Source organism: Pseudomonas farris, from assembly GCF_019145235.1.
GTDB classification, from domain to species: domain Bacteria; phylum Pseudomonadota; class Gammaproteobacteria; order Pseudomonadales; family Pseudomonadaceae; genus Aquipseudomonas; species Aquipseudomonas farris.
In genome coordinates, this window is sequence record NZ_JAHSTV010000006.1 from 383,669 (window position 1) to 407,602 (window position 23,934).

Annotated in this window: 21 protein-coding genes; 11 read left to right on the plus strand and 10 right to left on the minus strand. The window is 58.9% G+C overall.

The features are described 5' to 3' along the window. The first annotated feature begins 140 nt into the window (after positions 1-140). Both algB and KVG95_RS15375 read left to right on the plus strand, forming a co-directional pair. Positions 141-1,487 carry a sigma-54-dependent response regulator transcription factor AlgB gene (gene algB, locus KVG95_RS15370; protein ID WP_052963554.1) on the plus strand — a complete coding sequence of 449 codons (1,347 nt, stop codon included), beginning with the start codon at positions 141-143 and terminating at the stop codon, positions 1,485-1,487. Positions 1,488-1,497: 10 nt separating this feature from the next. Next, entirely contained in the window at positions 1,498-3,288 is a 1,791-nt protein-coding gene (locus KVG95_RS15375; protein ID WP_217857018.1) for an ATP-binding protein, read from the plus strand. Between the two features lie 12 nt (positions 3,289-3,300). Here the strand turns inward: KVG95_RS15375 and KVG95_RS15380 are convergent, their stop codons facing one another. The 7 genes from KVG95_RS15380 to KVG95_RS15410 form a co-directional block, all read right to left on the minus strand. Continuing rightward, on the minus strand, positions 3,301-4,917 hold the full coding sequence (locus KVG95_RS15380; RefSeq protein WP_217857019.1) for an EAL domain-containing protein: 1,617 nt from the start codon (positions 4,915-4,917) through the stop codon (positions 3,301-3,303). A gap of 73 nt (positions 4,918-4,990) precedes the next feature. Further along, positions 4,991-5,770: an N-acetylmuramoyl-L-alanine amidase gene (locus KVG95_RS15385; protein ID WP_052963557.1), complete on the minus strand. Its 780-nt coding sequence runs from the start codon at positions 5,768-5,770 to the stop codon at positions 4,991-4,993. Positions 5,771-5,874: 104 nt separating this feature from the next. After that, complete coding sequence (locus tag KVG95_RS15390) at positions 5,875-7,905, minus strand: GGDEF domain-containing protein (RefSeq protein ID WP_217857020.1); 2,031 nt, start codon at positions 7,903-7,905, stop codon at positions 5,875-5,877. Beyond that, positions 7,906-8,766: an endonuclease/exonuclease/phosphatase family protein gene (locus KVG95_RS15395; protein ID WP_217857021.1), complete on the minus strand. Its 861-nt coding sequence runs from the start codon at positions 8,764-8,766 to the stop codon at positions 7,906-7,908. A 14-nt stretch (positions 8,767-8,780) separates the two neighbouring features. Continuing rightward, positions 8,781-9,422: a thiol:disulfide interchange protein DsbA/DsbL gene (locus tag KVG95_RS15400; protein WP_217857022.1), complete on the minus strand. Its 642-nt coding sequence runs from the start codon at positions 9,420-9,422 to the stop codon at positions 8,781-8,783. A 197-nt stretch (positions 9,423-9,619) separates the two neighbouring features. Next, positions 9,620-10,231 (minus strand): c-type cytochrome, encoded by a 612-nt coding sequence (locus KVG95_RS15405; protein ID WP_007902879.1) that lies wholly within the window; start codon positions 10,229-10,231, stop codon positions 9,620-9,622. A gap of 46 nt (positions 10,232-10,277) precedes the next feature. Further along, on the minus strand, positions 10,278-10,568 hold the full coding sequence (locus KVG95_RS15410; RefSeq protein WP_038980343.1) for a c-type cytochrome: 291 nt from the start codon (positions 10,566-10,568) through the stop codon (positions 10,278-10,280). Positions 10,569-10,759: 191 nt separating this feature from the next. Here KVG95_RS15410 and yihA point away from each other — a divergent pair, with 191 nt between their 5' ends. After that, the gene (gene yihA / locus KVG95_RS15415; RefSeq protein WP_217857023.1) at positions 10,760-11,401 is read left to right on the plus strand and encodes a ribosome biogenesis GTP-binding protein YihA/YsxC; all 642 of its coding nucleotides are present in this window, start codon (positions 10,760-10,762) and stop codon (positions 11,399-11,401) included. Between the two features lie 299 nt (positions 11,402-11,700). On the opposite strand, the gene polA is transcribed toward yihA, so the two are convergent. Further along, complete coding sequence (gene polA, locus KVG95_RS15420) at positions 11,701-14,469, minus strand: DNA polymerase I (RefSeq protein ID WP_052963562.1); 2,769 nt, start codon at positions 14,467-14,469, stop codon at positions 11,701-11,703. Between the two features lie 74 nt (positions 14,470-14,543). Here polA and KVG95_RS15425 point away from each other — a divergent pair, with 74 nt between their 5' ends. Together KVG95_RS15425 and KVG95_RS15430 are read left to right on the plus strand one after the other, a co-directional pair. Next, complete coding sequence (locus KVG95_RS15425) at positions 14,544-14,831, plus strand: DUF2782 domain-containing protein (RefSeq protein WP_008076254.1); 288 nt, start codon at positions 14,544-14,546, stop codon at positions 14,829-14,831. 59 nt (positions 14,832-14,890) lie between these two features. After that, the gene (locus KVG95_RS15430; RefSeq protein ID WP_217857024.1) at positions 14,891-15,841 is read left to right on the plus strand and encodes a homoserine kinase; all 951 of its coding nucleotides are present in this window, start codon (positions 14,891-14,893) and stop codon (positions 15,839-15,841) included. A 120-nt stretch (positions 15,842-15,961) separates the two neighbouring features. Here the strand turns inward: KVG95_RS15430 and znuA are convergent, their stop codons facing one another. After that, on the minus strand, positions 15,962-16,882 hold the full coding sequence (znuA, locus tag KVG95_RS15435; RefSeq protein WP_217857025.1) for a zinc ABC transporter substrate-binding protein ZnuA: 921 nt from the start codon (positions 16,880-16,882) through the stop codon (positions 15,962-15,964). Positions 16,883-16,947: 65 nt separating this feature from the next. Between znuA and zur the strand changes: the two genes are divergently transcribed. Genes zur through KVG95_RS15455 form a run of 4 tightly spaced genes read left to right on the plus strand, consistent with a single transcriptional unit; the run spans position 16,948 to position 19,750 of the window. After that, positions 16,948-17,430 (plus strand): zinc uptake transcriptional repressor Zur, encoded by a 483-nt coding sequence (zur, locus tag KVG95_RS15440; protein ID WP_007902861.1) that lies wholly within the window; start codon positions 16,948-16,950, stop codon positions 17,428-17,430. Then, on the plus strand, positions 17,430-18,215 hold the full coding sequence (gene znuC / locus KVG95_RS15445; RefSeq protein ID WP_008007978.1) for a zinc ABC transporter ATP-binding protein ZnuC: 786 nt from the start codon (positions 17,430-17,432) through the stop codon (positions 18,213-18,215). The genes zur and znuC overlap by 1 nt, the downstream gene beginning before the upstream one ends. Then, positions 18,208-18,996 (plus strand): zinc ABC transporter permease subunit ZnuB, encoded by a 789-nt coding sequence (znuB, locus tag KVG95_RS15450; protein WP_052963567.1) that lies wholly within the window; start codon positions 18,208-18,210, stop codon positions 18,994-18,996. The genes znuC and znuB overlap by 8 nt, the downstream gene beginning before the upstream one ends. Positions 18,997-19,033: 37 nt before the next feature. Continuing rightward, positions 19,034-19,750, plus strand: coding sequence for a PA5502 family lipoprotein (locus tag KVG95_RS15455; RefSeq protein WP_217857026.1), 717 nt, complete (start codon positions 19,034-19,036; stop codon positions 19,748-19,750). Between the two features lie 95 nt (positions 19,751-19,845). Here KVG95_RS15455 and katE read toward each other — a convergent pair whose 3' ends face one another. Further along, complete coding sequence (katE, locus tag KVG95_RS15460; RefSeq protein ID WP_217857027.1) at positions 19,846-21,984, minus strand: catalase HPII; 2,139 nt, start codon at positions 21,982-21,984, stop codon at positions 19,846-19,848. Positions 21,985-22,248: 264 nt separating this feature from the next. Between katE and KVG95_RS15465 the strand changes: the two genes are divergently transcribed. Together KVG95_RS15465 and KVG95_RS15470 are read left to right on the plus strand one after the other, a co-directional pair. Then, complete coding sequence (locus KVG95_RS15465) at positions 22,249-23,256, plus strand: methionine ABC transporter ATP-binding protein (RefSeq protein WP_217857028.1); 1,008 nt, start codon at positions 22,249-22,251, stop codon at positions 23,254-23,256. Then, positions 23,256-23,930, plus strand: coding sequence for a methionine ABC transporter permease (locus tag KVG95_RS15470; protein WP_052963571.1), 675 nt, complete (start codon positions 23,256-23,258; stop codon positions 23,928-23,930). The genes KVG95_RS15465 and KVG95_RS15470 overlap by 1 nt, the downstream gene beginning before the upstream one ends. Positions 23,931-23,934 lie beyond the last annotated feature (4 nt).

Genomic DNA, 23,934 nt, shown 5'->3' on the forward strand with positions numbered 1-23,934 from the left:
AAATCAAATAAATCAGCTGGTTATCTTGTTGATAAGTAGATAGCTCCGCTGATTTGGCTGAAATCGGCCACAATCAATCATGCAACTTGCCCGATTTTTCTGGGCCTAACCAAAATCAACAATTAAAGGAGCGCAGGAACATGGAATCAGCCACTGAGCATCAAGGCCGCATTCTGCTGGTGGATGATGAATCCGCCATCCTCCGAACCTTTCGCTATTGCCTCGAAGATGAAGGCTACAGCGTGGCCACCGCGACCAGCGCTGCTCAGGCCGAGGCCTTATTGCAGCGCCAGGTTTTCGATCTGTGCTTCCTCGATTTGCGCCTGGGTGAAGACAATGGGCTCGATGTGCTGGCCCAAATGCGCATCCAGGCGCCGTGGATGCGGGTGGTGATCGTGACTGCTCACTCGGCGGTGGACACTGCCGTGGATGCGATTCAGGCTGGTGCCGCCGACTATCTGGTCAAACCTTGCAGCCCCGACCAGTTGCGTCTGGCCACTGCCAAACAGCTGGAAGTACGACAACTCTCGGCGCGTTTGGAAGCCCTCGAAGGTGAAGTGCGCAAACCCAAAGAGGGCCTGGATTCCCACAGTCCGGCCATGAAAGTAGTACTCGAAACCGCACGCCAGGTTGCCAGTACCGACGCTAATATTCTGCTTCTCGGCGAGTCAGGCACCGGTAAAGGTGAACTGTCACGGGCGATTCACGGCTGGAGCAAACGCCAGAAGAAATCCTGCGTGACCATCAATTGTCCATCCCTGACTGCAGAGTTGATGGACAGCGAGCTTTTCGGCCACAGCCGGGGCGCCTTCACCGGTGCCAGTGAAAGTACCTTGGGTCGTGTCAATCAGGCCGACGGCGGAACGCTGTTTCTCGACGAGATCGGCGATTTTCCCCTGACCTTGCAGCCAAAATTGCTGCGTTTCATTCAGGATAAGGAATACGAACGCGTGGGCGATCCGGTGACGCGTCGCGCTGACGTGCGAATCCTCGCAGCGACTAACCTCAATCTGGAAGACATGGTTCGCGATGGTCGTTTTCGTGAAGACTTGCTCTATCGCCTGAACGTCATCACCTTGCACTTGCCGCCGCTTCGCGAGCGCAGGGAAGACATTCTTAACCTGGCAGACCGCTTCCTGGCGCGCTTCGTCAAGGAATACTCGCGTCCGGCCCGGTGTTTCAGCGACGAGGCCCGCGAAGCGCTGCTCAGCTACCGCTGGCCGGGCAACATTCGCGAGCTGCGCAACGTGGTGGAGCGCGCGAGCATTATTTGCCCGCAGGAGCGGGTCGAGCTCAGCCACTTGGGCATGGCCGAGGCCCCGGCTAACCACACGCCGCGCATTGGTGCTGCGTTGAGCCTGGATGAGTTGGAGAAAGCTCACATTGGCGCGGTCCTCGCCACGGCCGACACGCTGGATCAGGCGGCCAAGACCCTGGGTATCGATGCCTCGACCCTGTACCGCAAACGCAAGCAGTACAACCTGTGAGTCGTAATCGATGAAACTGGCGATGACGTTGCGCACCCGGCTGTTTCTGAGTATTTCCGCGCTGATTACGGTGGCGCTGCTTGGGCTCTTGCTCGGGCTGGTCAGCGTGATGCAGATGGCAGGTACTCAGGAAGCCCTGATCCGTGACAACTTCGTCACGCTGGACCTGGGATTGAAGCTGCGTCAGACCCTGGGTGATCAACTGATCATCATGCTCGACGAGCAACCTGATGCTGCGGCGTTCGAGGCATCCAAGCAGCATTCCCTTGAGTTGCTTGACGAAGGCATTGCTCGCGAGCCGTCCAGCGAAGGCACCCAGTATGGTTTCAAAAAGGCCAAGGCCGATTATCAGAGCTTACTGCAGGCCTTTGATCTTTCCCGTGCTCCGGTACAGGTAGTCAGTGGTGACGGGGATCTCAAAGAGAAATTCAACGCGTTGCGTAATGGCTTGATTTATGAACAGAAGCGCGCACTGGACAATATCAACGAGATCGAACGCAAGGCCCGGGAGCGGGCACTATTGATTGCCGGCCTGCTTGGGTTGGTCGGGGTGGCAGTGCTGTTCATCGGGTTCATTACTGCCCATGCGATCGCCCGGCGATTCGGGGCTCCGATCGAGGCCTTGGCCGCGGCGGCTGACAACATCGGCCAAGGTAATTTCGAAGTGACCCTGCCGATTTCTTCCGCGGTGGAAATGAATCAGTTGACCCGGCGTTTCGGAATCATGGCCGAGGCCCTGCGTGAGCACCAGGCTACCAATATCGACGAGCTGCTCGCCGGTCAGCAACGTTTGCAAGCGGTGCTCGACAGCATCGACGACGGTTTGCTGATTATCGATCGTCAAGGTCATCTCGAGCACCTCAACCCGGTGGCTCAGCGCCAATTAGGCTGGGACACCGATCGTCTCGGTCAAGGGCTGGGCACGGCGCTTGAGCGTCCCGAACTGGATGAACAACTGCAGCTGGTATTGCGCGGCGGCACACTGGAGCGCGCGCCGGAGGACCTGAATATCGAGGTGGATGGCGAGTCGCGATTGCTGACGTATAGCCTGACCCCGGTCAGCCATACCCAGGGTCATATTCTCGGTGCGGTGATGGTGTTGCATGACGTCACCGAACAGCGTGCCTTCGAACGGGTACGTAGCGAGTTCGTCCTGCGCGCTTCCCATGAGTTGCGCACACCGGTTACCGGGATGCACATGGCATTCGGCCTGTTCCGCGAGCGGACGCATTTTGCCGCAGACTCTCGCGAAGCCGACCTGCTGGACACCGTCAACGAAGAAATGCAGCGCCTCATGCAGTTGATCAACGACCTGCTGAATTTCTCTCGCTATCAGAACGGCCTGCAAAAACTCACGCTGGCACCGTGCTCCATCGAAGACTTGCTGGATCAGGCCCAGACACGTTTTGCCGTCTCGGCGCAGGAGAAGGGCATTGAGCTGCTGGTGGAAGTGCAGGGGCCGTTGCCGCGGCTGCAAGCCGATCAGGCACAACTGGAGCGGGTGCTCGACAACCTGATCGACAACGCCTTGCGCCATACCTCCCACGACGGACTGATCCGTTTGCAGGCCCGGCGCCATGGAGAGCGGATGATTATCAGTGTCGAGGACAACGGCGAGGGCATTGCCTACGGCCAGCAGGGACGGATCTTCGAGCCCTTTGTCCAGGTCGGCCGCAAAAAGGGCGGTGCCGGGCTTGGTCTGGCGCTGTGCAAGGAAATCGTGCAACTGCATGGCGGGCGGATGGGTGTCTATTCACGGCCGGGGCAGGGGACACAGTTCTATATGGCACTGGCGATATAAACCGTAGCCATCTCAGGCTTCGTCATCCAGACGTCGCATCCTCAATCGGCGGCCACGGGTAATTAGTTCGATGAACTGCACGGCGCTCAGTGCGTGGGCGAACAGCCAGCCCTGACCGAACTTAACCCCTTCGCTGCTCAGAAACACCGCTTGGGCTTCATGTTCGATGCCTTCTGCAATCACCTTGAGTTGCAGGGCCTGAGCCATGCGAATGATGTGCGGTGCCACGCCGCTGCTGGCGGCGTCGTGGCCCAGCGCGTCGATAAACGCCTTGTCGATTTTCAGGCAGTCCACCGGTAGGGTTTGCAGGTAGGCGAGGCTGCAATAGCCGGTGCCAAAGTCGTCGATCAGCACCTGATGCCCGACATCCCGCAGGGCTTGCAGGTTTTCTCGGGCCACCACCACATCGACCAATCCGCGTTCGGTCACCTCAAAGGCAATCTGCCTGGCCGCTACCCGGTGCACACTTAGCAGGCGCGCTATCACCTGACCGATACGCGGCACCATGACATCGCAGGCCGCCAGGTTAACCGAGATGTACAGCTGCGGATTGGACCGCAACAGTTGCCCGAGCTGTTCCAGCAGGCGCTGCAATACAAAGTCGGTCATCTGGCGAATCTGGCCGGTATTCTCCGCCATCGGAATGAACAGGTCGGGACTGGTCAGCGTGCCGTCCGGCCTTCGCCAGCGCAACAGGGCTTCGGCACCGACGCAGTTGCGGCTGTCGAGGTCGAAGATCGGTTGATACAACACCTGCAACTCGCCTCGCCGCATGGCGCCTTGCAGTTCGGCATCCAGCGACTGACGCTGGCGTACCAGCAAAAACACCAGAATGCCTACACAGGCACTCAACGCCAGGCTGGCCGGCAGTAACCACCACCATACTGCCGGTACATGCATTCCTGTGCGTGGGGTGATCAGTACCAGTTGGTATTCGGGGGTGTTAGTGGGCATTCGGTAAATCAGGCGGGTATGGGTGACTTGCAGCGCATTGGGACTTTTCGGGGGCCAGGGCTCCGCGGGGGGCCAGGCCTGCGCGACACCGAGCACCGGAATCGCCCGGGTGCCGTGGTCGAGCACCACCAACAGGCTGCTCCCTGGAGACAGATCGACCATGTCGGTCAAATGCCCGCGGGACGTCGCCACCCGGAAATTGCCACGCCCTAGCATCAGGGCGGCGCGGTTCTCATCGGGTTCGGTGGTGGTGTTCAGCCAATAGCTGTAGGTGGGGCCTTTGATGTCCGGCGGTCGGATCAGCGACACCCCTTCCTGGCGAGGGCGGTTGGAGCAGGTTCGCGAAGTGTCCATATAAGCGGCTTCATAAACGAAGCGGTAGTTGAAGCTGACCTGCTGCAGGGTGGCGATCATTTCGTCATCGCAGCCTCGCAACGGTTGGGCTTCCAGGTCATCGAGGCTTTCGCGCAACTGCCCGAACAGCTGCTCCAGACGAACCAGAAAGCGTTCTCCCTGGGCATTCATTTCCAGGCTTTCGTTGTGCTCGACTTGATGCATCGCCACGAACAAACTGCCGACCGTCAGAAGCGTTGCGCTCAAGGCAGTAGCCAGCATCGCCAAAAACCAAGGGCGATAGAACCAGCTATGCAGTCTCTCCCGAGCAGCAGGCATCATGGAATATCCGAAGAATTACCAATGAGTTATAGCTGCTGATTTGGAAAAAGCGCTGACCGTCGGGCGGGCGTCATTATTTTGTCTGATTCAACACCTGAAGAATCGCCGCGGTTTGTGCGTCCGGTGTACCGTCGAAACGGGAAGGGCGAAAATGCAGCTGAAAGGCTGCCAGCACATTACGTGTCTCTACATCCAGTTCGCCGGTTTGCGGCGTGGCATAGCCCACGCGGGCAAGCTGTCCCTGAAACCAACTGATGCTGGGTAATTGCACGGCGAACTGCGCTTGTTGCCGTGCCACAGCCTGCTCGTTCGGCCAGATCCCCAGGCCTTCGGCAGCCAGGCGCTTCCAGGGGAACAGCGGGCCGGGGTCGAGTTTGCGCATCGGTGCGATGTCGCTATGACCAATGATATGGCGGGGGCTGATCCCTTGGCGCTTACTGATGTCCTTGAGCAGGAAGATCATCGACTGAATCTGGGCTTCGCTGTAGGGATACCAAAGACGCCCGTTCGGGGTGTCCTCAAAGCCCTGATTAACGATCTCGATACCAATGGAACTGGAGTTCAGCCAGGTCCGACCTTGCCATTCGCTTTCGCCAGCGTGCCAGGCCCGGAAATTTTCATCCATTAGCTTATAAATAGTGGCGCGCTTGTCGTCGCTAATCAGATAGTGGCTGCTGACCTCGCCATGGGTTAGCAATTTCAGCGACTCCTCCAGGGAAGCGGAGGTGTAGTGCATCACCACAAACTGAATACGATTATCGTAATTGGCTGAAGGGTGGCTGGTGTCGACCCGGGGGCCGCTGGCACACCCGGCTAATAAAAGCAGCGACGCAATAAGAGCAAGAAATTTCATGGCAGAAGACAGTACGCGCAGGACAATAATGCAACAGTGTAACGGCATTGCTTTGGGCGCAGACGGCAAAAGTGCTGTTTTAAACAAAATGGCACAATTAGCTATCAACCCAGTTCTATTCGATTCCGGCCATTATTTTTCGCCCGATATAGCGCCTGATCAGCTCTTTTAATCACAAGATCGCTATGTTCGCCGGGTCTGAATGCAGTCAGTCCCATGGAAATGGTGATGGTGACTCGCTCGCCCTTGAAGTGGAACGGGCAGGCTTCGATCGATGCGCGCAAGGTTTCCAGCAGTTTCGCGCCAGCCATAGGTAGTGTGGCTGGCATCAACAACACAAACTCCTCACCGCCGAACCTGGCAATAAAATCCGTCCCGCGCAGACGCTTGCGTAGCACGCTGGCGATGATTTTCAGCACCTTGTCGCCCGCCAGATGACCATAGTTGTCATTGATGCGTTTGAAATGGTCGAGGTCGAGCATTGCCAGTAACAAAGTATTCCCATGTTGCTGCCATTGATCGATTTCATGCTCCAGGCGTTCGCTCCAGGCTGCTCGATTCGGCAGGCCGGTCAATGGATCGATCAACGCCTTCTGGCGCTGCTCTTCGAGATGCTCGCGGTAGCCCAAGGCTTCCTGCTCCATGTGGGCAACTCTTTCGGCCAGGCTTTGCAGGCGGGCTGCTACTTCCTGTTCACGCTCGTCGCGCTGCTTCTGGTGTTGGTCCATGGTGCCGAGCAGGCCTTCGAGATGGTTTTCCAGCACATGCTTGAGATCATCAAGGTCTGCCGCTTCCTGCATGCTGCTTTGCAAGCCGTCGACTTTCTCGCGAATCTGCGTGTCCATCTCCCGCGCGGCCGAGCGGTTGTCGGCGTGGCCGTCGCTCGCCGCTTGCAGGTTGCTCTGAAATGACTCGAGGCGTTCGTTGAGTTGCTGTAGATATGCTTCGAATTCGTGCTGGCCGCTGTCGGTGATTGCCAGCATCAATGTTGCCAGGTCATCGAGAATCGGTAGCAATTCGTACCAGTTCAAGCCATTTTGAAGACGATCGCGCATCGCCTCGGCTTGCGGGCGATGGCGCTCGGGCAATGCCAGGTCATCGAGAAGGCCCACCAGCGTGTCTTCGATGTGCTTGGCGACAGAACTGTAGGACGGCTCCGGCGAGTCCGGCAGGGCATACAGAATATCGTGCTCGGACGGCTCTGGATCGATGGTCACCGGAGTCAGTTCATCGGGATTGATTGCCGACGGAGCCTGAGTGGCCGGTAGGCTGATCGCTGGAGCCGGGTCTTGTGGCTGCTCGACATTCGGTCGGGTTTGTAACGCCAGGACTTGGCTGCTCGTAGCTTCTGGCTCAAGGACGGGCGGGTCAAACGCCACGACTTCAGCCGCAGGTGCCATTGCTGTTGGCGCCTTAATTTGCGCTGGCTCAGGGCGCGCAGCAGCTGGCAGGGCGGCTTCTACGGTTGGCAACACCACTTGCGGCTTATCGGCGACTGGCGTGAGATTGGCCATCGCTTGTGGGGGCTCGGCCGATGCTGTAATCGGTTCGACAGGTTGCGGGGCAGGCATTTGCGATTCGGGGGCGGCGAACTGTGGCGCGGTCTCTTCCGTTTCCCTACCGAACAACCGCTGCAGGAAACCCGGGCGACCAGGTTCGGCAGGGTTCTCCAACAGGTTCAAGGCTTTGCCTTGCAAGCCGCTCAACTCGCTGAGCAGCAATGGGATTTCGCGAGCCTGGCCTACGCGTCCGTCCAGCTGTTTGGCGAAATTTTTCAGCGGCCGGCTCACTTCCCGGGGCAAAGGCAACGCTTGCAGCTGAGAGACTAGCGCTGTCAGGGCGGCACTGACTTGATCGACCCGGGTTTCCCGGCGCTGCTCGGAGTCGAGCACGGCTTTTTCCAGACGCGGCAGCAAGGCAGCCAGGCCGGCATCCATGTCATCGGTGCGTACGACTTCGCGCATTTCCTTCATGCATTGGTCAACGGCGCGATCGGTGCCTTCTGCGGCCAGGGTACTGCGCACCAGCCCGCGACGCAGCAAGTCGAGTCGGGCGTCCCATCGACGTTCCAGTTTTTCTTGTTGTTCGATGCTTTTGAGGTACTTCTCTTTCCAGCGCTGTGCTTCGTCGCTCATTCAGGCAGGACTCAACGCGGGCAATGCATCGGCCGTGAGCGAACCCGGCAGACGAATCTCTACCGCGACCGGCAGGTGATCGGAAATGGGATGTGCCAGCACTTCGACCTTTTCAAGGGTCAGGGTAGGGCTGAGCAGAATATGGTCCAGGCAACGCTGTGGGCGCCAACTGGGGAAGGTCGCTTCCAGTTGCGGCGCGAGCAGGCCTAAATCACGCAACGGGGAGTTTTGCAGCAAGTCACTGGCATGGGTGTTCATGTCGCCCATCAGCACCTGGTGTTTATAACCGCCGATCAACTCGCGGATGTAGGCCAGTTGCAAGCTGCGGGCCCGAGCGCCCAGCGCCAGGTGCATCATCACTACCACGAGCGCCTCTGGACCTTCGCCGAAGCGGACCAGAATGGCCCCGCGACCCTTGGGCCCCGGCAGCGGATGATCTTCAATCGCCCACGGGCGCAGTCGACTGAGCACGCCATTGCTGTGCTGACCGAGATGACCGAGGTTGCGATTGAGTTGTTGATACCAGTAGGGGAAGGCGCCGAGCTGCGCCAGGTGTTCGACCTGATTGACGTAGCCTGATCGCAGACTCCCGCCATCGGCTTCCTGCAAGGCGACCAGATCGAAGTCGCCCAGCAGATTGCCGATTTTTTGCAGGTTGTCGGCACGCCCGTTGTGCGGCAGCAGATGCTGCCAGCCGCGGGTCAGATAGTGCCGATAGCGCTCGGTACTGATGCCGACCTGGATATTGAAACTGAGCAAACGCAGACGGCTGTCCACGGGCAACCCCGTTGCTTCCAGGTGATGTTCGTTGACCCGCGGATGATGCAGGCCAACGATGCGTTCAGTTCCCCAGCGGCGCATGGCAGGTGCCGCGCTTAGTTGGCGACGGCCTTGGTTGCCGCTCGCTCTTTGGCAACCAGTTGGTCGGCCAGTTTCAGCGCTTGTTCGGCACCGCCGGCAGAGCCGATGTCAAAGCGATACTTGCCGTTGACGACCATGGTAGGCACGCCGGAGATTTCATATTTCTTTGCCAGTTCTTTGGCTTTGTTGATCTGGCCCTTGATGGCGAAGGAGTCGAAGGTGGCCAGGAACTTGTCCTTGTCTACACCTTGGGTCGCCAGGAAGTCGGCCATGTCTTCTTTGTCGGTCAGTTTCTTGTGTTCTTTCTGAATCGCTTCAAAAACTGCCGCATGCACCTTGCTCTCGACACCCATGGATTCAAGGGTCAGGAACATTTGGCCATGGGCGTCCCAAGGGCCGCCAAACATGGCCGGAATGCGCACGAAATTCACGTCGGAAGGCAGTTTCTCAACCCAGGGATTGATCACCGGTTCGAAGGCATAGCAATGCGGGCAGCCGTACCAGAACAGCTCCACGACTTCGATCTTGCCAGGCACGGCCACCGGGACCGGATTGCTCAGCTCGACATAGGGCGCTTCAGGTTTTTCGGCGGCTTGGGCAGTCATGCCGAACAGGCTGGCAGCGACGAGCGCGGCGCTGATGATCAGATTACGCATGCTTTACTCCTGGACAATTGGGTCGCCTCGCGCGACCTGTTTTCAGACAGATCCTGGCGGACTTGAGTTTGTAGTGTAACGGCAGCGGCCACAAAAAAGGGCAGCCAAAGCCACCCTTTTTATGTTTGCATCGACGGATTAATCGAGTGTTAACGTTGCAAGAGATGTACACCCCTCACAACGCTCGATCGCAGACCTTAGTGCAAGCCTTGAATATAGCTGGAGACTGCGGCGATATCTTCGTCGCTCAGCTTTTTAGCGATGCTCTGCATCGGTTTGGTATCGCCGTCGTTGGTCCGGCCGCCTTCTTCTTTTCTGAAGTCGGTCAGTTGCTTGCCGACGTACTGAGCATGCTGGCCGCCCAGATGCGGGAAGCCGGCAGCTGCGTTGCCCTTGCCATCTGGAGAGTGGCAGCCGGTGCAGGCTGGCAGGCCCTTGGCCAGGTCGCCACCACGGAACAGTGCTTCACCGCGAGCCACGACTTTCGGGTCGGCGGCGCCGACGCTGCCTTTTTGGCTGGCGAAGTAGGCGGAGATATCAGCCAGATCCTGATCGCTCAGGTTGGTCAGCAGGCCAGTCATTTCCAGTACCGTGCGCTTGCCGGACTTGATGTCGTGCAGCTGTTTGTTCAGATAACGCTCGCCCTGGCCTGCCAGTTTCGGAAAGTTAGGCGCCATGCTATTGCCATCCGGGCCATGACAGGCGCCACATACTGCGGCTTTCGCCTGACCAGCAGTCGCATCACCTGCAGCATGGGCAATGCCGGAGATCCCCACGGTCAACAGCAGACTCACGATCAATTTGTTCATCAGCTAATCCAACTACGGCTAAGGGTTAAAGAGTTATGGGCCGGGTTTACTCGCTCATCCAGTGGATGATGGCTCGGTAATCCTCGGCACTGCAGTCCATGCACAAACCACGCGGCGGCATCGCCTTGAAACCCTGGGTCACGTGTTGCACCAGCGTCTCCATACCTTTCGCCAACCTCGGCGTCCAAGCTTCCTGATCGCCTTTGCGGGGCGCCATGGGTAGTTGGCCGGAATGACAGGCACCACAAACACGGTTGTACACAGCTTCCGGATCCTGTGTAGCCTGAGCGCTGTAAAGCGGCATCAAGACACCGGCAGCTAGCAGCCATTTCGTCATAAAACGACCTTTTCAGGGTTGAGAGCGTGCTGCGTTCTAATGCGCAATCAAGGTTAATCGCTCTCGTGAACTTCATCCTACGCTGGGACAAAGCGCACACAAAATCTGCGGCATTATATACTGGCGTCACTGAAACGGAAACGACACTGCTTGCCGCGTCCATTCCCGGCGCCGCCCACATCGGAAATCCCATGCAACTCAAGAACCCCATCCTCGGTCTGTGCCAACAGTCCACCTTTATGCTCAGCGCCGCCAAAGTCGACCAATGCCCCGACGACGAAGGCTTTGAAGTGGCCTTCGCCGGGCGTTCCAACGCCGGCAAATCCAGCGCGTTGAACACCCTGACACACGCCAGCCTGGCGCGGACCTCGAAAACACCGGGTCGCACGCAGCTGTTGAACTTCTTCAAGCTAGACGATGAACGCCGTCTGGTCGACCTGCCGGGTTACGGTTACGCGAAAGTGCCAATCCCGTTGAAGCTGCACTGGCAGCGTCACCTGGAAGCCTATCTGGGTGGTCGCGAGAGTTTGAAAGGTTTGATTCTGATGATGGACATCCGTCATCCAATGACCGATTTCGACCTGCTGATGCTCGACTGGGCCATCGCCAGTGGCATGCCGATGCATATTTTGCTGACCAAGGCCGACAAGCTGACCTACGGCGCGGCGAAAAACGCGCTGCTCAAGGTTCAGGCGGAAATCCGCAAGGGCTGGGGCGACTCGATCACTATCCAGCTGTTTTCGGCACCCAAACGCATGGGCCTCGAAGACGCCTACACTGTACTGGCGGGCTGGATGGAGCTGGCGGACAAAGGCGCTGAGATTGCCGAGTAACCCTCTCCAGACAAATCTGCAGGCAAAAAAAACCCCGGACTTCATATGGGGAGGGAGAAGTTCCGGGGTTCAAGCTCCGGACCGCTAGGGCGGGGTCCAGATATCTGCCAACACTTAACACAACATAGGAGCATCGAAGGGCTTCACCAGCCATTCAGTATCTCTGAGTGGCGGTTCACGGATTTAGTTCAGACTATTTTCAAAAACCATTGGAAATAATCGATGTCATTTTCCGCACTATAGCCCTTCGTTATTTTGTGCTGCGGCATAAGGCCGCAGCACAGGCGTCTTTCAGCCGATCAGTGCGCCTCATCCCAGTTGTTGCCTACGCCTACCTCGACCAGAAGCGGTACATCCAGCTGTGCGGCGCTGCTCATGTGTACGCGAATCTCCTCACGCACCTGGTCGATCAGGTCCTCACGCACCTCAAGCACCAATTCATCGTGTACCTGCAGGATGACTTTGGCGTCCAGGCCTGACGATGTCAGCCAGTTATCCACCGTTACCATGGCTTTCTTGATGATGTCCGCCGCGGTGCCTTGCATTGGGGCATTGATTGCCGTGCGCTCCGCAGCTTTGCGCAGGGCCTGGTTTTTCGCGTTTATTTCCGGCAGGTACAAGCGACGACCAAAGATGGTTTCGACGAAACCTTGCTCGGCGGCCTGGGCGCGCGTGCGCTCCATGTATTCCAGTACGCCGGGATAACGGGCGAAATAACGGTCGATGTAGGCCTGGGACTGTTTACGGTCAACGCCGATCTGCTTGGCCAGGCCAAACGCGCTCATGCCGTAGATCAAACCGAAGTTGATGGCTTTTGCGCTACGACGCTGATCGTTAGTGACAGCGTCCAGCTCGACGCCAAACACCTCTGCGGCCGTTGCCCGGTGTACATCGAGGTTGTTGCGGAAGGCGTGCAGCAAGCCTTCGTCCTTGGCCAGATGCGCCATGATCCGCAGTTCGATTTGCGAGTAGTCCGCGGCCAGCAGCTTGTAGCCTTTCGGTGCGACGAACGCCTGACGAATCCGGCGACCTTCAGCAGTGCGAATTGGAATGTTCTGCAGGTTCGGGTCGATGGACGACAACCGTCCGGTGGCGGCAACGGCTTGCTGGTAAGACGTATGAATGCGCCCGGTACGAGCATTGATCTGCTCTGGCAAACGGTCGGTGTAGGTGCTTTTGAGCTTGCTCAGCGAGCGGTATTGCATCAGCACCTTGGGCAGCGGGTAGTCCTGTTCGGCCAACTCGGCCAACACCGCTTCGGCAGTCGAGGCCTGACCCTTGGCGGTTTTGCTGAGTACGGGCAAACCGAGCTTTTCGTAGAGGATCACGCCCAGTTGCTTCGGCGAACCGAGGTTGAATTCTTCACCGGCAATGGCGAACGCCTCACGCTCAAGGGCGACCAGTTTCTCGCCCAGTTCGACGCTCTGGATGCCCAGCAGGTTGGCATCCACGAGCGCGCCCTGACGCTCGATACGGGCCAGAACCGGCATCAGCGGCATTTCAATCTCGTTGAGCACTTTGCCCAGGCTTGGCGTTGCTGCCAGTTTTTCCTGCAAAGCCAGGTGCAACTGGAAGGTGACATCGGCATCTTCGGCAGCATAGGGGCCGGCCAGCTCAAGAGAGATCTGGTCGAAAGTCAGCTGTTTGACGCCTTTGCCCGCGATCCCTTGAATGTCGGTTTTGCTTTGGCCCAGGTATTTGAGCGCCAGGCTGTCCATGTCGTGGCGGGTGGCCGTCGAGTCCAGGACGTAAGACTCAAGCATGGTGTCGTAGGCAATACCCTGAACAATAATCCCGTTGCTCTGATCGCCACCGATGGCGCAGTTGGCGAGGATATTGGTTTCGAACTTGGCGTGTTGGCCGACTTTCAGTTTGTTCGGGTTTTCCAGCAGCGGTTTCAACGCCAGCAGCACGGTGTCGCGATCCAGTTGCTCCGGTACGCCCATGTAGGAATGGGTCAGCGGAATATAGGCCGCTTCGTTGGCCGCGACGGAAAACGACAGACCCACCAGTTGTGCATGTTGAGCATCGGTGCCATTGGTTTCGGTGACGAAGGCGATCAGTGGTGCCTTGTCGAGCTTGTCCAGCCAGGCCTCGAAGTGCTTCTGGTCGAGGATGGTTTCGTACTTCGCTTCGGCGGCGCCCGGCTGTTCCTGGACGACCTCGACAATTTCCTGACCCGAGCGCTTGGCGTCGCGCTGGTTCTCTTCGAACCAGCTTTTGAATTCCAGCAAGGTGTAAAGCTCGGCGAGCTTGTCGTGATCCGGCGGACCCATTTGCAGATCGTCGAGCCCGATGTCCAGCGGTACGTCGATCTTGATGGTTGCCAGTTGATAGGAGAGGAACGCCATCTCCTTGTGCTCTTCGAGCTTGGCCGGCAGGGTTTTGGCGCCGCGAATCGGCAGGGTCGGGACGATGTCGAGCTGCGCATAGAGCTCGGTCAGGCCGCCGTTCACGCCGACCAGCAGGCCGGAAGCAGTCTTGGGGCCGATACCCGGAACGCCCGGGATGTTGTCGGACGAATCGCCCATCAGTGCCAGATAATCGATGATCTGCTCGGGAGCGACGCCGAATTTCTCCTTCACGCCTTCCACGTCCAGCGCGCTACCGGTCATCGTATTGACCAAGGTAATGTGCCCGTCGACCAGTTGCGCCATGTCCTTGTCGCCGGTGGAGATCACCACCGGACGGTCGGCGGCCGCGCTACTGCGGGCCAGGGTGCCGATCACGTCGTCGGCTTCAACGTTGTCCACGCACAGCAATGGAAAGCCCAAGGCCTTGACGCTGGCGTGCAGCGGCTCGATCTGGACCCGCATATCGTCGGGCATGCTTGGGCGATTGGCCTTGTATTCGGCGAACATCGCGTCGCGGAACGTCCCGCCCTTGGCGTCGAATACCACGGCGAACGGGCTGTCCGGGTACTGCTTGCGCAGACTCTTGAGCATGTTCAATACGCCCTTGACCGCTCCGGTCGGCAGGCCTTTGGACGTGGTCAGCGGTGGCAGCGCGTGAAAGGCGCGGTACAGATAAGAAGAACCGTCCACCAGGACGAGGGGGGCTTGGCTCATGAGCAGGATCAACCTTTTCGGCGGGTCCGGCGCTAGAATAGCGGGACCGTTGACGACAAAGGGACAAGGTTATCATGCGCACACTAAATCGCTTGTTGCTGGCTGGCTTGTTTGCAATCACTCCATTGGCTGTCATGGCGGCGGACGACGCGCCCTCGGCGGACCCAGATGTAACAATCCGCACTGAAGGTGACAAAACCATTCAGGAATATCGGCAAAATGGCTTTTTGTACGCCATCAAGGTGACCCCGAAAGTCGGTAAACCGTATTTCCTGGTGCGTGCTGATGGCTCGGACGGTAACTTCATCCGCTCGGACCAGCCGGATATGCTGATTCCGTCGTGGAAAATATTCGAGTGGTAAACCGCTCCTAACTTAAATCGGCGCTGGCAGTCGCGGCGCCCGTACTGGCAGTTTTAACCATGTCTGTGTTCACCCCCCTGGCTCGGCCCGAGCTGGAAACCTTTCTCGCCCCTTACGGGCTTGGCCGCCTGCTTGATTTCCAGGGGATCGCCGCCGGTAGCGAAAACACCAATTTCTTTATCAGCCTGGAGCAGGGCGAATTTGTCCTGACCCTGGTCGAGCGTGGTCCGGTGCAGGAGATGCCGTTCTTCATCGAGCTGCTCGACGTGCTGCACGACGCCAACCTGCCGGTGCCTTATGCCCTGCGCACCACCGACGGCGTCGCCTTGCGCGAACTGGCCGGCAAACCTGCGCTGCTGCAGCCACGTCTGGCGGGCAAGCACATCAAAGACGCTAACGCGCAGCATTGCGCTCAGGTCGGCGAGCTGCTGGCTCATCTGCACTTGGCGACCCAGGCCAACATGATCAAACGCAAAACCGATCGCGGCCTGGACTGGATGCTGGAAGAGGGCACGCAGTTGCTTTCGCATCTGAATGCCGAGCAAAGCGATTTGCTGCAACGGGCGCTGGATGAAATCACACAACAGAAGACGAAAATTCTGGCGTTGCCGCGAGCCAACATCCACGCGGATCTGTTCCGCGATAACGCGATGTTCGAAGGCACACACCTGACCGGGTTGATCGACTTCTACAACGCCTGCTCGGGGCCGATGCTCTATGACGTGGCGATTGCCTTGAACGATTGGTGTTCGGACGAGCAAGGGCAGATCGATGGCGCTCGGGCGCGGGCATTGCTGGGGGCTTATGCCACGTTGCGACCATTTACCGCTGCCGAAGCCGAGCTATGGCCGACTATGCTGCGCGTGGCGTGCGTACGGTTCTGGTTGTCGCGCTTGATCGCCGCGGAGTCTTTCGCCGGGCAGGACGTGTTGATTCACGATCCGATGGAGTTTCAGCTGCGCTTGGCGCAGCGGCAGAAGGTCAGTACGCCGTTGCCTTTCGCGCTTTAAATTGTGGCGAGGGGGCTTGCCCCCATTGGAGCGCGAAGCGCTCCCCTGCAAACTCATTGAGCGGGGGCTGCTTCGCAGCCCGACGGAGGCAAGCCCCCTCGCCACAGTTCTGCGGGACGGTTACAACGACTCCAGACACCCCGCCAAATCATTCCCCAGCTTTTCCAGCAACTGCTCATACCCCTGAGCGGTTGCTGGCGTGTAGCCGCCCAGTGCATCCAGTTCCGCCAGTTTCACCGGCAGCCCTGCCACCAGGGTTTCTGCCAGGCGCGGGCGCAGCGGTGGTTCGCTGAACACGCAGGTCTTGCCGACTTCTTGCAACCGCGTGCGCATCGCTGCCACGTGTTGGGCACCGGGCTGCACTTCGGCTGCGACACTGAACACGCCGGTGTGCTTGAGGCCGTAAGCGTCTTCGAAGTAATCGAAGGCTTCGTGGAACACGAAGTAAGGTTTGCCCGCGATGCCCGCCAGGCGAGCCTTCAGGCGCAAGTCCAAAGCATCGAGACGCTCATCGAACGCCTTGAGGTTGCTCTGGTAGCGCGCCGCGTTGGCCGGATCGACAGCACTCAGATCGGTGGCTATTTTGGTGGCGATCACGCGGGCGTTGATCGGTGACAACCACAAATGCGCATCCAGGTTGCCGGGGCGGTGATCGTGATCATGCTCGTCGGCTTCTTCGGCGTGGGAGTGGGTATCTTCGGCGAAATGTCGCAGTTTCAGGCCGGGCAAATCCTGCACCGCGATGCTGGGCAGCGTACGACCTGTCAGCACGCGAGGCAGGAAACCTTCCATGTCCGGGCCGATCCAGTACACCAGCTCCACCGATTGCACTTTCCGTACGTCGGATGGGCGCAAGGCATAGTTATGCGGCGAAGCGCCGGGCGGCAGCAAGACTTCCGGAACCGCTATACCGTCCTGTACCGCAGCGGCGATCAGCTGCAGGGGCTTGATGCTGGTGAGGACTTTGACTTCGGCTTGCGCTGAGCCAATCAGCAGAAAACTTGCGACAAATGCGACAAAGATAGAAAAAAGTCGGGACACGATGACCACTCGAAGAGGCGAGAACGGGTAACATAATAACGTCTCTCACAAAACTCGTCGCGCTCATGCCTAAAACACCGATTGCCAGCCGTCCCCACGACCACTCTCATTGCGTTCATAGCGCACTGTCTGAGGCCGATGCCTTGTGCGCACGTCAGGGGCTGCGCCTGACCGCTTTGCGTCGGCGGGTGCTGGAACTGGTATGGCAAAGCCACAAACCGTTGGGTGCCTATGACATTCTGGCGGTGCTCAGTGAGCAGGACGGCCGCCGGGCCGCGCCGCCGACCGTGTACCGCGCGCTGGATTTCCTGCTGGAAAACGGCCTGGTACACCGCATCTCTTCGCTGAACGCCTTCGTCGGCTGCAATCACCCGGAACACGCTCACCAGGGCCAGTTCCTGATCTGCCGTGAATGCCACGCCGCGATCGAGCTCGAACAGAAATCCATCAGCGACGCGATCATCAATAGCGCAAAAGATGTCGGATTTATCGTCGAGGCACAGACCGTTGAAGTAATCGGTCTCTGCTCGGGTTGCCAGGGGGCTTGATGAGCAACGCGCTGATTCGCCTCGAGCAGGTGGCTGTCACCTTTGCCGGGCAAAACGTGCTGGACAACATCGAGCTGAGCGTCGAACCGGGGCAGATCGTCACTTTGATCGGCCCCAACGGTGCCGGCAAAACCACGCTGGTGCGCGCGGTGCTCGGCCTGTTGAAACCGGACAGTGGCAGCGTGTGGCGCAAGCCGAAGTTGCGCGTCGGTTACATGCCGCAAAAACTCCATGTCGATCCGACCCTGCCGCTTTCGGTGCTGCGCTTCTTGCGTTTGGTCCCGGGCGTGGACCGCGCTCGGGCGTTGGCCGCCCTCAAGGAAGTCGGCGCCGAACAAGTCATCGACAGCCCCGTTCAAAGTGTTTCCGGTGGCGAAATGCAGCGAGTGCTGCTGGCGCGAGCATTACTGCGCGAGCCGGAACTGCTGGTGCTTGATGAGCCGGTGCAAGGCGTCGACGTGGCTGGTCAAGCCGAGCTCTACAGCCTGATTACACGCTTGCGCGACCGTCATGGTTGCGGCGTTTTGATGGTCTCTCACGATTTGCATCTGGTGATGAGCACCACCGACCAGGTGGTGTGCCTGAATCGTCACGTCTGCTGCTCCGGGCATCCCGAGCAGGTCAGCGGCGATCCGGCATTCGTCGAGTTGTTCGGAAAAAACGCACAAAGCCTGGCGATTTATCACCACCATCACGACCACGCTCACGACCTGCATGGCTCGGTGGTCAGCGCGGCCCCGTCGGCCCCTACCCACGTTCATGGAGATAGCTGTAAGCATGGCTGATTTTCTGCTCTTCGCCCTGCTTGCAGGTCTGGCCCTGGCGCTGGTCGCGGGCCCGTTGGGTTCGTTTGTGGTCTGGCGCCGCATGGCCTATTTCGGCGACACCTTGTCCCACGCGGCGCTACTCGGCGTGGCGCTGGGTTTTCTGCTGGATGTCAGCCCGACCGTTGCGGTCACCGTAGGCTGCTTGTTGCTGGCGGTGTTGCTGGTGACGTTGCAACAACGCCAGCCACTGGCGTCCGACACGCTTTTGGGAATTCTCGCACCGAGCACGCTCTCTCTGGGGCTGGTGGTACTAAGCTTCATGCATGAAGTGCGGATCGACCTGATGGCCTATCTGTTCGGCGACTTGCTGGCGATCAGCCCGACCGATCTGGCCTGGATTCTCGGCGGTAGCGCGGCGGTGCTGGTATTGCTGGTCACGCTGTGGCGACCCTTGTTGGCGATCACGGTGCACGAAGAGCTGGCCAAAGTGGAAGGTTTGCCCGTCGCGTCGTTGCGCCTGGCGCTGATGTTGCTGATCGCGGTGGTGATCGCAGTGGCGATGAAAATCGTCGGTGTGTTGCTGATTACTTCGTTACTGATTATTCCGGCGGCTGCGGCACAGCGTCACGCCCGTTCGCCGGAGCAGATGGCACTGGGCGCGAGCCTGCTGGGCATGCTCGCGGTGTGTGGCGGGCTGGCATTGTCCTGGTTCAAGGACACCCCGGCCGGCCCGTCGATTGTAGTGACGGCCGCCGCGCTGTTTCTGCTGAGTTTTGTCCTGCCCCGTCGAGGGGTGTAGACTTGCTCGTTTTTTGCGCAAATAGAGAGTCGCAGGAATGAAGCTGTTCGCCTCCCGTTATCTGCTCCTTGTCGCATTTTCGCTGCTGCTGGGCGCTTGCCAAAGCACGCCACCGGCGGCCACCGAGGCCCCCGATGCGCGGGCCACGGCTATCGCACAGCTGGAACAAAGCCTGGCCAGCAGCGAACTGGCCACCGCCGAAGGGCAATTGGCGGCCTTGCAGGCCGAGTCGCCCAACGATCAATCCCTCGAGCAGTACCAGCGGCAACTGGCCGAAGCTTATTTGCTGCGCAGCCGGATCGTGTTGCAAAAAGGTGATGTGAATGCAGCAGCCACCGCCCTCAGCCGTGCCCGGGTGTTGATGCCCAAGGCCCCGGCGCTGACCGGTGGCGTCAACAGCGCCATTGTCCATGCGCGCAAGGCTGAACTGGATAAAGCCGAAGCGGCTCTCAAGGCTGCCGAAGCCAAACCTCAGGCTAAAGTCATCGACCCGACGGCTGAAAGCACTACGGTGGCGTTGAATCTCACCGATATGAGCAAGCTTCGTCGTCAACTGGATGCCATTGCCGCCGACGTGGTGAATTATCAGTGCGATGTGAGCATTCAGGCGCCGCGCACCCAGGATTACCCATGGCTGGCCACGCTGCTGACCAAACGGGTGAAGAAGCTGGATTCGGAGTTTGATCTGAAGCTGGAAAAGCAGATTTTGCGCAACATTCCGGCGCAGATGGTTTTGAGTCCGCGCAAGCCTTAAAAGCTTGCAGGCAAGCCTCGCTCCTACAGGGTTTACGCTGCATCTGTAGGAGCAAGGCTTGCCCGCGAAGGCGTCCTCCTATTCGATAAAAATCCTTAAGCCGGAACCGCCTTGGCCTTAGGCTCCCTATCCCACACCCGATGCTGACCGATCGCGGCAAAAAACGCCTTGAACAGCTTGGCATCGTTACCCACGATCAGCCCCGCATCAGCCTCCAGCTTCAACACATCCAACAACTGCCTGGCCTCGCTATGCAGCGCAATCGCTTTCAAGTGCTTATAGGCCTCCAGCAGATAATGCAGCGCTACACCATCGGTACTCAGCGCCTTGATCGACGCCGCGCCACCCGGCACGAACACAGCGTCGAACGCTACAGAAGGCAAACCTTCCATCGACGCATCCACCGGCAGCGCTTTGCCATCGGCGGTTGTCACGGGGGCTGAGGTCGGTCCGAGCAGTTTGGCGTGCGCGCCTTCGGCCATCAGAGCCTTCTTCATCGCATCAATCGCCGCACCATCCACCCCGTTGGCCGCCAGAATGGCCACTTTTCGGGTTTTGATATCTCCCGACAGCAAGTTGGCCTGGCTCAGGGCGGGGGAGTGGTCGAGTGACGTTTTACGCACCTCGACCGTTCCGGCCTTCGGTACCGGCAAGCCCAGGTTCTGCGCCACGCGTTTAGCCAGTTCCAGATCGATATTGGCCAGGATCTCATTCACCTGCCGCGCACGAATAAATTCGCGTTCGACCTTGCCTAACTCGAAGCTGTAGGCCGCGATGATGTGTTCCTGTTCGTGCTTGCTCATGCTGTGGAAGAACAACCGCGCCTGAGAGAAGTGGTCGGCGAACGACTCGCTGCGCTGACGGATTTTCGCAGCGTCGATACGCTCCGGATAAGTCTCGAAGCCGCCGTCCTGCGCTGCCGGTGGGGTTTCCTTCGGCCAGCCGCTGTCGATAGAGTTCGGCTCGTAGGAGGCGCGTCCCTTGTCGATGGTGGTGCGGTGTTGGGCATCCCGTTGACCGTTGTGGAATGGTGACACCGGACGGTTGATCGGGATCTCGTGGAAGTTCGGCCCACCGAGTCGGCTGATCTGCGTATCGGTGTAGGAAAACAACCGCCCTTGCAGCAAAGGATCATTGGAGAAGTCGATTCCCGGCACGATATGCCCGGGGCAGAAGGCAACCTGCTCGGTCTCGGCGAAGAAATTGTCCGGGTTGCGGTTGAGCACCATCTTGCCCAGCGGAGTGATAGGGACGAGTTCCTCGGGAATGATTTTGGTCGGATCGAGAAGGTCGAAATCGAAGGCATGTTCGTTTTCCTCCTCGATAACCTGTACGCCCAACTCCCATTCCGGGTAGTCCCCTGTCTCGATGGACTCCCAGAGATCACGACGGTGGAAGTCGGTGTCTTTACCGGCGAGCTTCTGGGCCTCATCCCACACCAGCGAGCAGGTGCCGGCGGCGGGGCGCCAGTGGAATTTGACGAAGCGCGCCTTGCCTTCGGCATTGATCATGCGAAACGTGTGCACGCCGAAGCCTTGCATGGTGCGCAGGCTTTTGGGGATCGCCCGGTCAGACATGGTCCACATCACCATGTGCGCGGATTCCGGCACCAGAGAAACAAAATCCCAGAAAGTATCGTGGGCCGAACCGCCGGTAGGAATTTCGTTGTGGGGCTCGGGTTTTACCGCATGTACGAAGTCAGGAAACTTGATCGCATCCTGAATGAAGAACACCGGCATGTTGTTGCCCACCAGATCAAAGTTGCCTTCGTCGGTGAAAAACTTCACCGCGAAACCTCGTACGTCCCGCACGGTATCGCCTGACCCGCGTGGGCCCTGCACCGTGGAAAAGCGCACAAAAACCGGCGTTTTTTGGCTTGGGTCTTGTAGGAACCCGGCCTTGGTCAGTACGGAATGGGTTTCGTATGGCTGGAAGTAACCATGGGCGCCGGTACCACGGGCATGGACGATGCGCTCGGGAATGCGTTCATGGTCAAAGTGCGTGATCTTTTCACGCATGATGAAGTCTTCCAGCAACGACGGCCCGCGAGCGCCGGCCTTCAACGTGTTCTGATTGTCCGCGACCTTCACGCCCTGGTTGGTGCGCAAGGCCTGTTCGGTGGCATCGGAGCGAAATTTTTCCAGGCTGTCGAGCTTGGCGTTGGTGTTGCCGCGGTCCAGGGTATCGGTCCCGGCCAGTGCGCTTTTAGGGGCGGCAGGCTTTTTAGTACTCATCAGACGTAAACTCCTCGTTGCGATTCCCGTCGGGCCAAGGGTTGTGAGGCATTGCCCAGACACGGTATCCAGGCATTCTCGAGTTGCTTAATCAGTGACTGATGAGGAGTTGGCGCCGTTCCTTTTTTCTGACCTTTGATCGCGTTATTGCCAAATCGCTGGGTGAATGCGAAATAAATGCTAAGAACCTCTATACGGACAGGCTAAAATGCGCGCCCGGCTAACCGCTGATCCTTTTCTAACGCGCCCCACAAGGTTCGCTACGTGATCGAGTTTCAAAACGTCCACAAAACTTACCGCGTCGCCGGTAAGGATATTCCCGCCCTGCATCCGACCAGTCTGACGATTGAGAATGGTCAGGTCTTTGGCCTGATCGGCCATTCCGGCGCGGGAAAAAGTACCCTGCTGCGTCTGATCAATCGCCTGGAAAACTCCAGTGGCGGCAAGATCATTGTCGATGGCGAAGAAGTCACCGCGCTGGATGCCAATAGCCTGCGGCGTTTCCGTCAGCAGGTCGGGATGATTTTCCAGCACTTCAACCTGCTGGCATCCAAAACCGTGGCCGACAATGTCGCGCTGCCGCTGACCCTCGCTGGTAAACTGTCCCGTAGCGAAATCGACCGGCGTGTGGCGGAGTTGTTGGCGCGGGTCGGCCTGTCTGACCATGCGAAAAAGTACCCGGCGCAATTGTCCGGTGGTCAGAAGCAGCGTGTCGGCATCGCTCGAGCCCTGGCAACCAAACCGAAAATCCTGCTGTGCGATGAAGCCACCAGTGCCCTGGACCCGCAAACCACGGCGTCGGTCCTGCAACTGCTGGCCGAGATCAATCGCGAGCTGAAACTGACCATCGTCTTGATCACCCACGAAATGGATGTGATCCGTCGGGTCTGCGATCAGGTGGCAGTGATGGATGCCGGCAAGATCGTCGAGCAAGGTTCGGTGGCCGAGGTGTTCCTGCATCCCAAGCACCCGACCACCAAGCGCTTCGTGCAGGAAGACGAGCAGATCGATGAAAGCGAACAGCGCGATGACTTCGCTCACGTACCGGGGCGCATCGTGCGTCTGACCTTCCAGGGCGAAGCGACCTACGCGCCGTTGCTGGGTACCGTCGCCCGGGAAACGGGGGTGGACTACAGCATCCTGGCCGGCCGTATCGATCGCATCAAAGACGTCCCTTACGGGCAATTGACCCTGGCCGTCACCGGTGGCGACATGGAAGCGGCGTTTGCTCACTTCACCGCAGCCGACGTCCACATGGAGGTGCTGCGCTGATGGAAGTCCTGATGAGTTTCTTTTCCAATATCGACTGGTACGAAATCTGGCTGGCCACCTGCGACACCCTGCTGATGCTCGGCGGTTCGCTGTTGTTCACCGTGCTTTTGGGATTGCCGCTGGGCGTGCTGTTGTTCCTGTGCAGCCCGCGCCAATTGCTGGAAGCCAAAGGCGTCTACGCGATGCTGTCGCTGGTGGTGAACATTCTGCGTTCGCTGCCATTCATCATTTTGCTGATCGTGATGATTCCGTTCACCGTGTTGATCACGGGCACCTCCCTGGGTGTCGCCGGTGCGATTCCACCGCTGGTGGTGGGTGCCACGCCGTTCTTCGCGCGACTGGTGGAAACCGCCCTGCGTGAAGTGGATCGCGGCATCATTGAGGCGACCCAGGCCATGGGCGCGACGACACGTCAGATCATCATCAATGCCTTGCTGCCGGAAGCCCGCCCGGGCATCTTCGCGGCGATTACGGTGACAGCGATTACACTGGTGTCCTACACGGCAATGGCCGGTGTGGTCGGCGCTGGCGGCCTGGGCGACCTGGCGATCCGTTTCGGTTACCAGCGTTTCCAGACGGATGTGATGGTTGTGACGGTGGTATTGCTGCTGATGCTGGTTCAAGTGCTGCAAACCGTTGGCGACAAATTGGTTGTCCACTTCTCACGTAAATAAGTCA

What these genes read in the sequence shown, in the direction of transcription:
- algB (WP_052963554.1), top strand. Translation starts at nt 141, where the DNA reads ATGGAATCAGCCACTGAGCATCAAGGCCGCATTCTGCTGGTGGATGAT.
- KVG95_RS15375 (WP_217857018.1), top strand. Translation starts at nt 1,498, where the DNA reads ATGAAACTGGCGATGACGTTGCGCACCCGGCTGTTTCTGAGTATTTCC.
- KVG95_RS15380 (WP_217857019.1), bottom strand. Translation starts at nt 4,917, where the DNA reads ATGATGCCTGCTGCTCGGGAGAGACTGCATAGCTGGTTCTATCGCCCT.
- KVG95_RS15385 (WP_052963557.1), bottom strand. Translation starts at nt 5,770, where the DNA reads ATGAAATTTCTTGCTCTTATTGCGTCGCTGCTTTTATTAGCCGGGTGT.
- KVG95_RS15390 (WP_217857020.1), bottom strand. Translation starts at nt 7,905, where the DNA reads ATGAGCGACGAAGCACAGCGCTGGAAAGAGAAGTACCTCAAAAGCATC.
- KVG95_RS15395 (WP_217857021.1), bottom strand. Translation starts at nt 8,766, where the DNA reads ATGCGCCGCTGGGGAACTGAACGCATCGTTGGCCTGCATCATCCGCGG.
- KVG95_RS15400 (WP_217857022.1), bottom strand. Translation starts at nt 9,422, where the DNA reads ATGCGTAATCTGATCATCAGCGCCGCGCTCGTCGCTGCCAGCCTGTTC.
- KVG95_RS15405 (WP_007902879.1), bottom strand. Translation starts at nt 10,231, where the DNA reads ATGAACAAATTGATCGTGAGTCTGCTGTTGACCGTGGGGATCTCCGGC.
- KVG95_RS15410 (WP_038980343.1), bottom strand. Translation starts at nt 10,568, where the DNA reads ATGACGAAATGGCTGCTAGCTGCCGGTGTCTTGATGCCGCTTTACAGC.
- yihA (WP_217857023.1), top strand. Translation starts at nt 10,760, where the DNA reads ATGCAACTCAAGAACCCCATCCTCGGTCTGTGCCAACAGTCCACCTTT.
- polA (WP_052963562.1), bottom strand. Translation starts at nt 14,469, where the DNA reads ATGAGCCAAGCCCCCCTCGTCCTGGTGGACGGTTCTTCTTATCTGTAC.
- KVG95_RS15425 (WP_008076254.1), top strand. Translation starts at nt 14,544, where the DNA reads ATGCGCACACTAAATCGCTTGTTGCTGGCTGGCTTGTTTGCAATCACT.
- KVG95_RS15430 (WP_217857024.1), top strand. Translation starts at nt 14,891, where the DNA reads ATGTCTGTGTTCACCCCCCTGGCTCGGCCCGAGCTGGAAACCTTTCTC.
- zur (WP_007902861.1), top strand. Translation starts at nt 16,948, where the DNA reads ATGCCTAAAACACCGATTGCCAGCCGTCCCCACGACCACTCTCATTGC.
- znuC (WP_008007978.1), top strand. Translation starts at nt 17,430, where the DNA reads ATGAGCAACGCGCTGATTCGCCTCGAGCAGGTGGCTGTCACCTTTGCC.
- znuB (WP_052963567.1), top strand. Translation starts at nt 18,208, where the DNA reads ATGGCTGATTTTCTGCTCTTCGCCCTGCTTGCAGGTCTGGCCCTGGCG.
- KVG95_RS15455 (WP_217857026.1), top strand. Translation starts at nt 19,034, where the DNA reads ATGAAGCTGTTCGCCTCCCGTTATCTGCTCCTTGTCGCATTTTCGCTG.
- katE (WP_217857027.1), bottom strand. Translation starts at nt 21,984, where the DNA reads ATGAGTACTAAAAAGCCTGCCGCCCCTAAAAGCGCACTGGCCGGGACC.
- KVG95_RS15470 (WP_052963571.1), top strand. Translation starts at nt 23,256, where the DNA reads ATGGAAGTCCTGATGAGTTTCTTTTCCAATATCGACTGGTACGAAATC.